Origin of the sequence: Escherichia sp. SCLE84 (assembly GCF_012584495.1) — a bacterium.
In the GTDB taxonomy this organism is placed as follows: domain Bacteria; phylum Pseudomonadota; class Gammaproteobacteria; order Enterobacterales; family Enterobacteriaceae; genus ECMA0423.
Genome location: NZ_CP051431.1, coordinates 37,178 through 49,975, shown reverse-complemented (window position 1 = coordinate 49,975; position 12,798 = coordinate 37,178). Strand labels below are relative to the sequence as shown.

General features: G+C 40.2%; 12 protein-coding genes. 1 reads left to right on the top strand and 11 read right to left on the bottom strand.

The features are described 5' to 3' along the window. Positions 1-75: 75 nt before the first annotated feature. The 11 genes from HGD79_RS24535 to trhI all read right to left on the bottom strand — a co-directional run bounded on the left by HGD79_RS24535 (position 76) and on the right by trhI (position 11,733). Positions 76-597 carry a hypothetical protein gene (locus HGD79_RS24535; RefSeq protein WP_001010933.1) on the bottom strand — a complete coding sequence of 174 codons (522 nt, stop codon included), beginning with the start codon at positions 595-597 and terminating at the stop codon, positions 76-78. Positions 598-867: 270 nt separating this feature from the next. Beyond that, positions 868-2,100, bottom strand: coding sequence for a toprim domain-containing protein (locus HGD79_RS24530; RefSeq protein WP_000220381.1), 1,233 nt, complete (start codon positions 2,098-2,100; stop codon positions 868-870). A gap of 113 nt (positions 2,101-2,213) precedes the next feature. After that, positions 2,214-2,435 carry a hypothetical protein gene (locus HGD79_RS24525; RefSeq protein WP_042634307.1) on the bottom strand — a complete coding sequence of 74 codons (222 nt, stop codon included), beginning with the start codon at positions 2,433-2,435 and terminating at the stop codon, positions 2,214-2,216. A 71-nt stretch (positions 2,436-2,506) separates the two neighbouring features. Then, complete coding sequence (locus HGD79_RS24520) at positions 2,507-4,519, bottom strand: VWA domain-containing protein (protein WP_046788423.1); 2,013 nt, start codon at positions 4,517-4,519, stop codon at positions 2,507-2,509. Positions 4,520-4,596: 77 nt separating this feature from the next. Continuing rightward, positions 4,597-5,724, bottom strand: coding sequence for a DUF3150 domain-containing protein (locus HGD79_RS24515; protein WP_000174395.1), 1,128 nt, complete (start codon positions 5,722-5,724; stop codon positions 4,597-4,599). A gap of 63 nt (positions 5,725-5,787) precedes the next feature. Continuing rightward, entirely contained in the window at positions 5,788-5,961 is a 174-nt protein-coding gene (locus HGD79_RS24510; protein ID WP_001176647.1) for a hypothetical protein, read from the bottom strand. A 131-nt stretch (positions 5,962-6,092) separates the two neighbouring features. After that, complete coding sequence (locus HGD79_RS24505) at positions 6,093-7,151, bottom strand: AAA family ATPase (protein ID WP_000063335.1); 1,059 nt, start codon at positions 7,149-7,151, stop codon at positions 6,093-6,095. 57 nt (positions 7,152-7,208) lie between these two features. Then, positions 7,209-8,186, bottom strand: a complete 978-nt coding sequence (locus HGD79_RS24500) for a hypothetical protein (protein WP_042634278.1) — start codon at positions 8,184-8,186, stop codon at positions 7,209-7,211. Positions 8,187-8,246: 60 nt separating this feature from the next. After that, a complete protein-coding gene (locus tag HGD79_RS24495; RefSeq protein ID WP_000120822.1) occupies positions 8,247-8,624 on the bottom strand; it encodes a hypothetical protein in 378 nt (125 codons plus the stop codon). Between the two features lie 57 nt (positions 8,625-8,681). Beyond that, complete coding sequence (locus tag HGD79_RS24490; RefSeq protein ID WP_000041927.1) at positions 8,682-9,554, bottom strand: hypothetical protein; 873 nt, start codon at positions 9,552-9,554, stop codon at positions 8,682-8,684. Positions 9,555-9,948: 394 nt separating this feature from the next. Further along, positions 9,949-11,733: an IncHI-type conjugal transfer helicase TrhI gene (trhI, locus tag HGD79_RS24485; RefSeq protein WP_042634277.1), complete on the bottom strand. Its 1,785-nt coding sequence runs from the start codon at positions 11,731-11,733 to the stop codon at positions 9,949-9,951. 179 nt (positions 11,734-11,912) lie between these two features. Here trhI and HGD79_RS24480 point away from each other — a divergent pair, with 179 nt between their 5' ends. Then, positions 11,913-12,785 carry a hypothetical protein gene (locus HGD79_RS24480; RefSeq protein ID WP_000771832.1) on the top strand — a complete coding sequence of 291 codons (873 nt, stop codon included), beginning with the start codon at positions 11,913-11,915 and terminating at the stop codon, positions 12,783-12,785. The last annotated feature ends 13 nt before the right edge of the window (positions 12,786-12,798 follow it).

Here is a 12,798-nt window from a genome sequence, read left to right as displayed (position 1 = left end):
GCCTCCATTCGTTATTGAGGCCTCCCTGATGCAGGTTGGCCATCAGGGAAAATATGTAAATCAATTAGCAATCAATCAGACCGTTGCCATGACATTGTCAATGTATCTGACAAGGGATGGGCGGTCGTCCTGTAAGGCAAAACGGCGAAGGTCATCAAGATTATACGCAGGAAGATAATCAGCGTAACCTCGAATACGAAGGTCCTCAACCACAACTTTTATATACTCAAATCGTCCAAGATTCCCTTTTAATGGGGGTTTTCCTGGACTAGACAGCATATCGTCTGCTTGCTCCCATGTGATTTCTTTAGCTTCACCACTATGTAGATCAAGATGGACATATATGAATGACTTATAATCTCCACGGCAACGAAGATAATATTTCGGATAGAAATATTTGTCACAACGCAACAAACACGTTCCTGAAGGACGAACTACGTACAACAGGTTTCTGTCATTTTCTAATATGCTATGTTTCAAAATCGTTATATCTATCTCATTATCATGCAGCAAATAGCATGACGATGGTTCATTGACGATGCGCGATTTTATAACAGCAGCAAATTTATTAAAAACTTCGTTAATTTGAAAATTCATTAAAATGCTCTCCGATGTAAAACGACGAGCATCACCATAACGGTAATACTCCCGTTATGGGTTTTAATAGTTTATGGAATAACCATGTCATACAACCGACCATAGCCAGTAGTACCGCACATTTATTTAACTGAGCAAGCATCTCAGCCGTGAAAAGACCTTAAAGGCAGGTAATTATCACGAAGGAAAGCGGTTATCTTATCAATACAATTTTAAAATATAATATTGATAAGATAACCCCCCCCGCAAAAAGCGGGGGAGTTATCGTTGTTACAGCTGATTAAGACATTCAGGAGCCCAGTGAATCGGGAATCCATCCTGCCCTGTTAACTGGAGAACATCGTTCCAGTCGATACCCTTTTTCCCATCAGGAATATCTTGTGCTGGTTCGAAGACTTCAATTGTCAGCTTTGATGCGGGATATCGTTTAGCCAAAAACTCAACCATGCGGCTTTGAAGTCGCTGAGCAGCTTCAATACCGGCACGAGTGCCTTGTGAGTTAGCAATATCCTTATCCGCCCAGATATAAAAGTTTATAGATTTTACATCCGGCGGAGGCAGTAAAAAATCAGGAACAGTAACGTTTTCAAGGCACCATGCGGAGCTGGCTGCCCAGCATGGTGTTGAAGTCGCTTCTACAACAGAAAGCGCGTTCTCGATCCCTTCAGCCACTCCCAGTGTCCAGGTCGAACTACCTGAATCATAGTGAGGGTCAAACAACTGAATTGAGCCACCTGTCATATCGGCAGGAGGCTTCATCATCAGCTTTGGATTTTCTACAGGTGCCTTATCACCATTTTTGTCTACGTATGTTCTATGAATAGTCAGAGGCCGACCTCGGGTGTCACGATAGATCGCAATCATTCCCGGATAGATAATCGATTTCTGCTTATCTTTATCCCAATAGTAGATCCGGTTATTAAAGCCTAAATCCTTTGGTAAGTGACTCAGTAAGCGGGAGATCCCACGATTACGGAGGTACAAAGCAACAGGAGTATTAGGCTTGATTTCACCGGTATAGTGATACATCACATCAAGTTTTCGCATTCGCTTTGCCACTTCCTCTCGGTCAAGAGTTTCTGTGGCACGAACTGCTGATTTATAGCGTCGTTCATTTTCAATGTCGGCGTCAGTTAACGGAGCATGCAGATCCATCCCGAAAAAATCTGAGAGAATCTTTTTGCAAGTCTGCGTTTTACTTAATTCATAATATTTCGCCAGAACATCAATTCCGTCGCAAAACTCATTTACCGGAAAGTCATTATGGATCGCACATCCGGTATAAAGGTCTTTTTGTCGGAAACGAAACTTCGATTTCCCTGCGCCAGTAAACGGGCAAGGAACCTGGCTCGGGGCTTTTGCACAAGCGTCTTTGAAAGCAGGTATTCTTTCGAATATATACTTCCAGCCAGACACTTCAGCAATTCGAGCATGAACGAGTTTAATAAAGTGTTCAGATACTTCCTGTGGATTACGACGAAGAGCCGGGGATGCATAAGTCATGATGATCTCTCTTATCTGGCATTGTGAGTTTCTCAATGCCTTCTGCGGTGCAGAAGACAGGGAGAAACCCACAACGCAGAATTTAAGAAAGAGGGCCCGGGGGCCCTCAACATTTATGCTTCAGTCGTGAAGCCATTATTCTCAAGACACTGTATGTAGTTATCTACAAGTAACGCAGCCTGCTGGCTATTACCCTCCGCTATAGTGACTTCGCGGAAGATTCTTTCCTGAGGGCTATCATTGCTTATAACTTCACCAACACGTCCGAAAATACGGACTTTATGCATCGCACCGACTTTTTCATGTTCTACACGGTAAGTTTTTATCTGAGTCATATTTTGCTCCTTATTCCTTCATGGAGCAAAAAGACCCACCGGGGCCTTTTGCCCCGATTGGGTAGAGTTTATTAAGAAAGTATTTGATGAACTAGCTTACTGACTTCAATAGACAATAAAGAAGTATCATCAACTGTTACGAAAGTGTCCGTTTCAAAACCAATTATTTCATCAGTCTTAATACCAACACCAACGATTTCTATTCCATTACATTTAGCCTTTTCCATAACTTCGCCGATAGTAAATTCCGATTTATTCGGATAACCATCAGTTATAAGAAAAATTATTTTCCTATCGAATTGGCTGTCAAGTAACAGATCAACAGCTGCCATTAAAGCCGATCCCGTAGGGGTATAATAACCCTTACATCCAAGAGTGAATTTCGATAGAGATTCCTCAACGCTTTGATCAAACGTTTTGATAATCTCAAATTCACTTTCCTTGAAGGGAAAGACTATATTGGAGACATGCATTTTTGACAAACTTTCAGCGGCCATCGATAAAGCAAGATCTGACTTAATGGCATGAATATATCTTTCATCATTAGCCATTGACGCTGAAATATCACGAACTAATACGAGGCCAACATGCCCTCTATTTTTAGATTCGCTTTGAGCTCTGAAGACATCACGAACTCCCATTGGTGACAGAATTAATCGATTTCCATCGAAGGTAATTCCACGCTCATGAGTTTTGTTTCGGCCACGCATTTTAACCTGCTGTAAAACAGACAAGTCGCTACCGATTGAATGACTCAGAGACAAAGCCTCATTGTAAACATTCAAATCGATAAGGAGATCAGGGATATCCCATTCAGAAGCACCGAATTCGGCTTTCACGTCATCGGATACTTTTGATGCAATACCTTCAATCTCTTTAGCCAAAGCATCGTGATAATCTTCGCTATCCTCATCACTGCCAAGAAAGGCATCCAACAAATCTGCCAGTATCTCCCATTGAGCCGATGAAAAGTTACTTTCATCTTCAACGTTAGTCGAACTGGCTTCATCTGATTCACTCTCGGAAGGGTTAATCGCATCAGTATCGTCTTCAATAATGTTATCACCTGTGGGATTGCCACCGGTGGGTTCATTATTTCCCTCGTTATCTTCAGCAAGTTCTGAAGGCTCAGAACATCCCTCTTGAGCAAGATCAGAGTTATCGGAAGTATCTGCCTGACCTTCACTATCGTCCTCAGAATCATCCTCACGACTATCAGTCGACTCAAGCGATTTATCTTCTGATTCGGTATCGGTATCGGTATCGGTCTCGGATTCATCATATGCCTCCTGCTCCTCCTGCTCTGTCTGCTGCTGTTGTTCCCTTGCCTCATCCCGCAGTCTCTCTAAAAGAGCCAGGGTCTTACGAGCAAGGGATTCACAGCCCTGAGTATTTTCACAACCAAGAGCATCATGAAAAATTTCCTCAACATCAGAAATTACTGGAGAAAGTATCTTTTGGGCATAGTCAAAAAACGGATCGAGTGTTTCTTTGTGACCTGCCTGCTGAAGGACTTTTACTCGCAATGAGTTAAGCAGATACCACTCAATAAATAGGACAGGATTTTCCGGACGAGAAGATATATCAGGAGTCATCCTTCCGGCTTTAACCATCAGTGCGTAAGTGGCTGCAAGCCGCCGCTTTGCATCCGGATAATCGTTACCAACCTTCTCTTCCATCTGTACATCATCGAACAGATTTATAAGCCCGGTAAGACGTTTTGCCCTGCTATAAGCTTTACGTTTCTCAGCGAGGCTCTCAAACTCTGCATTCATTCCGTCATCGAAGCGTGTAAACCCTTCAGATGACTTGAGAACACTATTAAAGGCGTCACTGTAAACCTCGCTGTCGGTATAGCGACCATGACCAGCTTCATGACAGGTAAAACCTTCAATCAGACTGACAAAGTCATCATCGCTATAATCGCCGTTTGGTAAAACACAAACTTTATTTACAGGATCAAAATACGGTCCTTTGGTATTGTCGTCTATTACAACTCTTACATCGCCTAAGCCGCTAATGACTTTTGCTATATTCTGTAAACGCTTAATATGGCGCGGTGATGATTTAAGATCTAATTTCATAGAATACCTCTTTATAAAAAAGGGGTACTCACCCAGATGGTGAAGTACCCATCTGGGGTTTTTAATAAAGCAAACAGTTACCAGCCTTTGAGCTCGATATCAAAACCATTTTCAACATTGTCTTCCTGTTGCGAAACTGATTTCTCAGGTTCAGCTACAGGATCAGTGTTTGAAAACGTGCTGTTATTTATATCGTTCTCTACGACAGGTTCAACCTGGAACACATTTGTTGAATCTAAAATAGCTTCAATACCTGTGTTCTGTAGCGCGTTCGGTTCTGTTTGTGAGCTTTGATTAAATGATCTGGTAATAGATTCCAACCAGTCAGTAACCTTTTGCTCTCCTGAAATAATACGCTTTAACATTGAAGCATCACTCATGAAATAAAACCACTGCTGTAACACCGCAACGTCGCGAGGTTCAGAAATGGCACCTTTAGGTAAATTATTCATTATGTGTTTTATAGCTTCTGCAAGTACTGCCGCCTCTTTATGTATAAACATGAAGCTAATGATCTTATTTTGCATTTGCTTCAGTCGGTCAATAGTACTTGAGCGCAAATTGTTATTTTTGCTAATTTTTTCATAAACCTTCATTGCTTCTTCTGCCAGATCTGTTATCAATTGTTCCTGATAGTAGTCCTGGGTTTCATCACCTTCAACGCTAATAGGCGTAAAAGGAATAAAGTGAGCAATATTAAATCTAAAGGATTTTATGAAATCATCTTTAGTTAATTTCAACTGATCAATCAAAGAAGACATTCTTGGGCTTCTATTTTTTTCAGCCTCAATATGCATCTCATAATTGTCTACAACGTTTTGAATACCTGCCTGAAACTCTCGTTCAATCTCTTGGGCCCCTTCCAGAAACTCTTCCATACTGGATACTGGTAAAATCCACATATTGCTATAGCGGATGCACAAGCGTGAGCAAAGAGTTGATATTCTGCTGGTAATCGTACTTTTGAAGCTAAGGGCTTTTATGTCAATCCAGCGTACTTCGCTTTTAGATACGCTTTTTTGATCCGTAATATCATCTCCATCATAAGACAAATCGATTTTATCGGTTCGACGCGATCCTTGACAGCCACTTATTTCAATTTTTGTTATAACTGCACCTTCCAGTAAATCTGGATATGATTTTGCAAAATTCTCAGAGATTTGTTTTGCAGATACTTTGTTAAGCATTGAAGTATTTAAAGTCATGGGTTTCTCCAAAAAAAAGGGGAAACCCTCCCCAACGGGAAAGATTTCCCGATAGGGTTGATATTAAAGCTTCTCTGGTGAAATTAAAAGAATACCGGGAAACTCAGCAACAACATCATCATTGCCCATTGCTCCCTGATACATATAACCTTTTAATTCCATTTGTTTAATCAGACCTTCCATATTTATTTTACCATCATGATAAAACAATAAAGAATAGTCGTTATTCAGTTGCATAAGTCCAGTAAAATTAGTTCCGTTTTTTGCTATAGCAATGGTAGCAGCACCATCCGTACTTAAAAACGCACTAAATTCAAGATGGGATAACTCTGAGATACAAATATCAGAGGTTTCATAACAAATCCCATCTAACTCGACTTTTTTGCTGTGAAATACTCCAGCGATTTATCCTTGTCTTCGCCAAGAGAAAGATCTATAGCTTGAAGAACAAGATCGACCACATGTAAAGGTAAAGCAGAAGCAAAAGCTATTTTGAAAGTGTCAAGAAGACTAAAGGTTTTTAACGTCATCGACGTGCCAACCCAAGCTACTAATTGACGAATATCCATCACACTGTCTTCTGTACCAGAGTCATTTACTGCAATCGCTACTCTTACGAACTTCTCAATGACCTGAAAAGGCAAAGAGCTATATCGTTTAGTAAGCACATTGGTTAAAGCAACTTTGTCGGGCTTCTCCATTTCAACTATCAAGAACCGCTTTATAAAAGCTGCATCTTGACGTTGAGAAGAAACGAACCGGCGAGCGCCTCCACTCATGTTTGTGTTTGCAGTACCAATAAATCGCGTGTAGCCATTAGCAGTTATAACCTCACCACCATTAGCACTGAGTGACCAGGGCTTACGTTCAATGGGCATGTGAAGTTTTGCTGCCGTATCAGGATCGATTTTGTCCACTTCATCCAGAAGAATGAGGTGACCATTACGAAATCCCGTTACCAAATCGCTGTGTACAAAACCTGTATTACCACCATTAAGACTGCGCTCACCTTCAAGCTCATCAACTCGAATATTGCTGTTGATCTGCTTAATTGTCAGCGGCCAATTCATCATGTGGCTAATGTACATTACCATTTCAGTCTTGCCAGAACCGGACTCACCTTTAAGACACACACTTAAATCTATATCCGGACTGATAAGCAGTTTAACCACTTGTTCAAGTATTCGGGGATTTGGTATGTAGTCTTTGTTCAGCGGAGCTCGATACGAGGTTTTAGTTTTGAAAACAGGCACAGCCATCTTTGGATCCATTTCTGGAATACCAAAAAGGTCCTTTGCTAGAACTAAAAGATACTCACCTTTATCCACATAATGTTTTAACTTTATAACATCCGGGGAAAGAAGAGCTTCTAATTTTTCATAAGCATCAGAAGATGTTTCATTTAACTTCATAGCGGCATTAGACATTTTTAACTCCGGTAAAATGCAAACACCGCCCTCTGGCAGATGTTTGCCAGTGGCATTTTATTTGAGATTCATTTGGCAAATAGTTGCCATCAGTTTCCTGATTTGAGGCACATTATAACCAAGATGATTTCCCACTATTTCAAAAGCTTCAGACATGATCCATTCAAAATGATTTTCGAATATTGGATTGATTTCTAACTTGCCAAAAGCGTTTCGTTTAGTTAACAGATCACATGAAACAAGCTCGTCAAACAACTCTAATGTGGATTTAAAAGCTTTTATGTAAACATCCATAATTTCCCTGTCAGTCCATTTAACAGCCAGTTTTTTTTCTGACATTAAATAATCCTGATCAAAGAAGATGTCCCAGCCCATATCGTCATTGCAATCATGCAAAATGATTTCATCATCATTCCTGCATTCAGCTAATTTCGTGTTTTCACTAATCGAACGATGCGAATGATAATAGAGCCATGATTTTAATTCCGCTCTAAATTCACATGCATCAAGTCCATGACATAAACAAGTGTATTCAAATGATTTTGACATATACCACCGTGTTTCAGCTTCTAAAAGTGGATTCACTGTGATATTACCATTGTCATCTTTGAAGAATAACTTTCTCCTCAACACTAGTTCTTTAATGATTTCCAAAGACTCTTCCATAGCGGATAGAAAAACAACATACACATCCTCAGGGGTCCATTCTATTACCAGACCACCCAAATCTGGGTTATATTCTTCAACCGTATATAGATAATCTGTTTCTGCTGCAAAATTAATTGTATGCAAAATCTGATTTTTAAGTAATTTGGATTTTTCATAAAGGTGATTTTCACGCCTTTCAGAATCATAATTTATCTCAGAAATGTTACTTTCTTCTGATTTAAAGTTTAATCCGGACGTGTAAGCATCATTTAAATGCTCTTTGGGTGAATCAACTATTTGCGTTATTTCATCTTCATCTATATCGAGTATAGAAAAAAAACTAAGTTGATTACTACTTATTGCAGTAGCCCTAAATTTTTGTTTCATGGGGACTCCAAAAGGAGAAATCCCATGAAGGGATTTCTCCCCTTTAGGGTGGGTTTAATGTCAGATCTGATTAAAGCTACTTTGTCCAAAACCTTTTAGAGGTTTAGGTATGTGAGCCAACTTACTTGTTGCTACCACTCTCATGTAGTCAAGAGGATGTTCTCTCCCTTCAATCATAATAGTATCGACAACAATATAACCGGAGACCATCAACTCATCACCCTGATTTATACCAGTGAAACAGGTTGAATACATTTCAGGCGACACCTTGATTTGAACTGAAAATTCTCTCTCAGTGATTTCACCATCAACTTCTGTCTTCATCCTATTTTTGAGCTTTATTAACAAACCTATACTCTGGTCAGTCATTTTTTTCTCCACAGCACTGATAACTATCCCGGACACTTTTACTTCATTGATATATTCAAGATATGACATTTTCCGCTCCTCGATTTGTTCAAAGAGAAGCCCCGTTAGGGTTCCCCCTTAACAGGATTAAATAAATTTATTAGTTACATACATGAACGTGCAGACTACCAAACAGGCAATTCCGGCAATATGTAACCAATTTCTTGTTGGTTTAGTTGGTGCAATCGCTAAAGAGTTCTCCAACTTCTCTGTTACAAGACGTCGATTCTCTGCTTTAGCCGCATCATCTAAATATTGAGTTTCACGCTTAGCGAGAGTCTCAATTTTCGATTTTATTGCATGGTCCCATCCTTTAGTTTCAAAAACGCTTAACTCACTAAAGGTGTGCGTCATGAGATCTTCTGGGAAACCCAGTTTTTTCATTAACGGACGAATGGTATCATACATTTTTTCTACATTTTCGTAGTGGGCCTTTACTGCGACATCAAAACGCTTACGTAAAGTTAATTTTTCACGTTTGCAAATGATGTCCGAAACCCAATTTATTAACTGCTCATTTTTGAGTTCACTGGCTTTTTCAAGTGAGTAATCCAGATTATCCACGTCAAGAAATGAATTTAATCCGTATTTTTCAAACTCCTCAACAAGATATTTATCCAGTTCAGTTAAGCTTTTAAAAAGTGGTACATCTGGGGAAGCTTTAAGAAGCTTATAAGCTCCTTCGAAATCAATTTTCTTGACCACGAGCTCCACAACATCCACATGATAATAGCTTGAATAAGCAGAAAGCTTTTCGGCCAACAAAGACACAGGCTTAAGAGACTTAAGTTCAATGATATTTGGGCCGTCCTCATTCAAAATAACAATCAGTTCATTATCACGTTCTGTATATTTCATCAGAACTTCTAAGAGCTGTTTGTTTAGCGCCTTATCCATCTCTGGAATAATTTCACTAAAGGTTTGATGAAGGGCTTTACTGCGAGCTTTATTTTTAGACATTTGGGGTCACCTATATATAGTAAGAAGGAAGAAACAATTTTTTGTTTCAACACGAAGGCAAAGCCTGTCATTCATCTCCCGTAAGCTATGAACCGCCTGATTTATACTATCTGGCATTAGAAGTACGCAACAAAAATAGCTCCAGGAGGAGCTAAATTAGTTACGGTTTGGTAAATTCAGATTGCCTTTTTCAGGCATGGGAAGTGCACCAGCGACAAAGGTGACATTTTGCCGGTGGTGTCTTACAGCTTGTTTAAGCTGGCCGCTTTTCACGGCTAAATCAACGCTTAACGCGAAAGTAACTTTAAGCAAAGTTACTCAAATTTGGGAGCTGATATTTAAGCTCATTGTTTTTATACTATAGCTTTAAGCATAAGTAAATGCCCATATCGAATTATTCTGTATAAACTGGAGAAATTCGAATATTAGCTGCTTCTTTTATCTTTTCTTCACTGCATTCTCTTAAAAAGAAAGAAGGGTCACCATACCACATTACAAAAAGTTGCTTTTCTGCACGCGTAAATCCAACATAAAGCAAACGTCTTTCTTCTTCTATTGCCTCCTCCCCAACTGATCTTTTACTTGGTATCTGATCCGCATTACAACTCATTATTATTACTTTATTCCACTCAAGACCCTTTGAACCATGCAAGGTTGATAGGACTACTTTCTCTGGGCTGTATTCCTCGTCCTTCTTCCTAGGGCCTAATGACATTGCAGCAGCACGATTGATCATATTCATCCAACCAGTCTTTTCTGCCCACTGTTTACAAGTGTCTAAAGCAATTTTTGTTAAGGTTGCTGTACCTTTATTACTCCTCATCTTGATTGACGACGATTCCATCCATTTCGTAAGGTTGGCGAAACGTTTTGCTATCTCAACTTTATCAGTACTTTCCTGGGTAAAGCGCACGAAGTTTGAATGTAATGTTTTTGTTTCGAGAGAACTGTCCTCCGGGATGGCAAGGTCGCCAAAAGTAACTTTTCTTCCTCTCATACTCAATGCCACATCATCCAAAACTGATTCCTGTTCTCCAAACAATGCCAATACTCTCTTCATTAAGCGAGGATCATTTGATTGTCGGAAAAAGGCCATAAGGCTTAACACATCGCTTGTTTCTTTTTCATCCCAGAATGATTTACCTCCGTAACGAATTACTGGCTGTTCGATCAAACTTTCTAGCTCATCCAAGTGAGCATTATTGCGGCTTAGAATTGCCCATCCATGTGGATCCTGATTTATAAGGCTTAAAATACCCTGTATCTGTTCCTCCATATCTACATATGAACGAAAAGTGACCTTTCCTCCTCCCTTTTTTGCCGAGCGTAACTCTTTGGCATAACGGTAAACATTCTTTCCTATCAGTGCTCCGGCCACCTCTAAAATTTCAGGTTCACACCTAAAGCATGTGTTTAAGTAAAATATGTTAGGTCTGAAGTGTTTTTCAAACTGTTGAAATATTTTGACTCCTCCTGAGGATCTGAAGGAGTAGATGGCCTGATCATCGTCTCCAACTATACTCGTATAGACTCCAGCTCTTGTATGCAATGCTATCCATGAGAATTGTATAGAGTCAGTATCCTGAACTTCGTCTACTATCAAATGTGTCAAATCTAACGTGCGCATTTTTCCCGAATGCATTTGACCGACAACAAATTTTGAAAGAGCATTGAGGTCCGCCACATGGTCTTTCTGGCATAACGCCTGATAGGTATTAAATAAATGGATCTGTTGTCTGTTATGCCGAACTGAAATCACATCCGTATCCATTTCTCTGCCGATAGCATCAATAACGAATTCAGCTTCAGCAAACTTCATCGTTACACCGGATTCTTTCAAAGCCCGGTGAATGACAGATCTCTGTGCTGGCCCTATCAACATCTTTCCCGGCCAGCGAATCATGTCCAGTTGCTTCTTAACGAGTCCGTGAAAAGTATCCACCAGCACCCGGTCAAGATCCTTCTTGCTCAATCGCTTTTGTAACTTTGCTGCAAGTGCGTTTGTTGCAGCGCGAGTAAAGGTCACCATCCCGATTCTTGCATATGGATACTTTTTGAGAATCGATATAACCGCTTCTATCATGGTGAATGATTTGCCTGATCCAGGCGCTGCTATCACCATATTGTTTGCGCTAGCATTCTCGATAACAGGTCTTTGCTCTTCTGTTGGCTTACCCATTTCAACCTCATTACTTCGTTTTAATAATTATACATTTTTATAAAAGCGCTTTTCTTGTGTACTGCTGGTTCTACTGGAAATCACTTTTTTTCCTTTTTTATGCAATCAGGTTGTTTGTGAAACGCGTGACTATGGAATAATGGTTCCATCTCCAAAAGACATTACAAAAAGGGCTTTAAATGAAACTTTTACGTTTAGTATCTCTGGTCTCTTCTGTCGTCATTGGTTTTTCCCTATCGGGTTGTGCCGGTGACACCGGCACTACGCCAGGCACCGCTCTGAATGCGTACAGTCACGGCCAGTACTGGCATGCTAAAGCAAATGATTCTGTCGCCAAGAATGCCTATTCGTTTGCTGGTTTCGACGTTAATTTTAAGGAGCAAGAGGTTACTCCTGGAGGGGATGCCGACAACTTTCTTTCTAAGTATCTCATCAATAGTTCGATGGGCTACGTAACAGGCGGTCTAAAAGGTTTTGGGATCATGAGCCTCGGCTCTTTGTACAGTTCTTCTGACGCCGAATACATCCAGGTCAATCAATACCTAGTGTTCGTCCCCAATCCAAAAAAATTGCCTTACAATGATGAAAGTTTGGTACGTGAAGGAGCTAAGTATGTTTTTGAGCATACAAAAGCAACTCAGGCCTCATTTGGATACAACCCTGAAAAACAGAAAGCAGCTCTGGCCACATGTAAAATTGATATGGCAGTCGTCAATAAATGGAGTACCTGTGATCTGCCCTCTAAGCCTGATGCTGATGTTTTCCCTACAGATTCAATGTACAGCTTTCAGGCGATTCGCCCCGCAACAGGAACCGAAATTCCTCAGCTAAACCTTCCCGCTGGTGATTACGCTGTAATTCGTTATGTGTTCATCCCATTTAAAGGAAACGAAACAAGCGCTGATTTTTCGGGTATCATTTTCCGTTCTGATAGCCCAAATACAACAACTCCAGGGGGTGTTGCAGCCTCCATCAACGGAAAAGATTATTACCTCTTTACCGGTGAATACGGTAAAAAAGGCTTCCCAGAAAAAACATTGAAAGCCAAGTAATTAAAAAAGGGGC

What these genes read in the sequence shown, in the direction of transcription:
- HGD79_RS24535 (WP_001010933.1), bottom strand. Translation starts at nt 597, where the DNA reads ATGAATTTTCAAATTAACGAAGTTTTTAATAAATTTGCTGCTGTTATA.
- HGD79_RS24530 (WP_000220381.1), bottom strand. Translation starts at nt 2,100, where the DNA reads ATGACTTATGCATCCCCGGCTCTTCGTCGTAATCCACAGGAAGTATCT.
- HGD79_RS24525 (WP_042634307.1), bottom strand. Translation starts at nt 2,435, where the DNA reads ATGACTCAGATAAAAACTTACCGTGTAGAACATGAAAAAGTCGGTGCG.
- HGD79_RS24520 (WP_046788423.1), bottom strand. Translation starts at nt 4,519, where the DNA reads ATGAAATTAGATCTTAAATCATCACCGCGCCATATTAAGCGTTTACAG.
- HGD79_RS24515 (WP_000174395.1), bottom strand. Translation starts at nt 5,724, where the DNA reads ATGACTTTAAATACTTCAATGCTTAACAAAGTATCTGCAAAACAAATC.
- HGD79_RS24510 (WP_001176647.1), bottom strand. Translation starts at nt 5,961, where the DNA reads ATGCAACTGAATAACGACTATTCTTTATTGTTTTATCATGATGGTAAA.
- HGD79_RS24505 (WP_000063335.1), bottom strand. Translation starts at nt 7,151, where the DNA reads ATGTCTAATGCCGCTATGAAGTTAAATGAAACATCTTCTGATGCTTAT.
- HGD79_RS24500 (WP_042634278.1), bottom strand. Translation starts at nt 8,186, where the DNA reads ATGAAACAAAAATTTAGGGCTACTGCAATAAGTAGTAATCAACTTAGT.
- HGD79_RS24495 (WP_000120822.1), bottom strand. Translation starts at nt 8,624, where the DNA reads ATGTCATATCTTGAATATATCAATGAAGTAAAAGTGTCCGGGATAGTT.
- HGD79_RS24490 (WP_000041927.1), bottom strand. Translation starts at nt 9,554, where the DNA reads ATGTCTAAAAATAAAGCTCGCAGTAAAGCCCTTCATCAAACCTTTAGT.
- trhI (WP_042634277.1), bottom strand. Translation starts at nt 11,733, where the DNA reads ATGGGTAAGCCAACAGAAGAGCAAAGACCTGTTATCGAGAATGCTAGC.
- HGD79_RS24480 (WP_000771832.1), top strand. Translation starts at nt 11,913, where the DNA reads ATGAAACTTTTACGTTTAGTATCTCTGGTCTCTTCTGTCGTCATTGGT.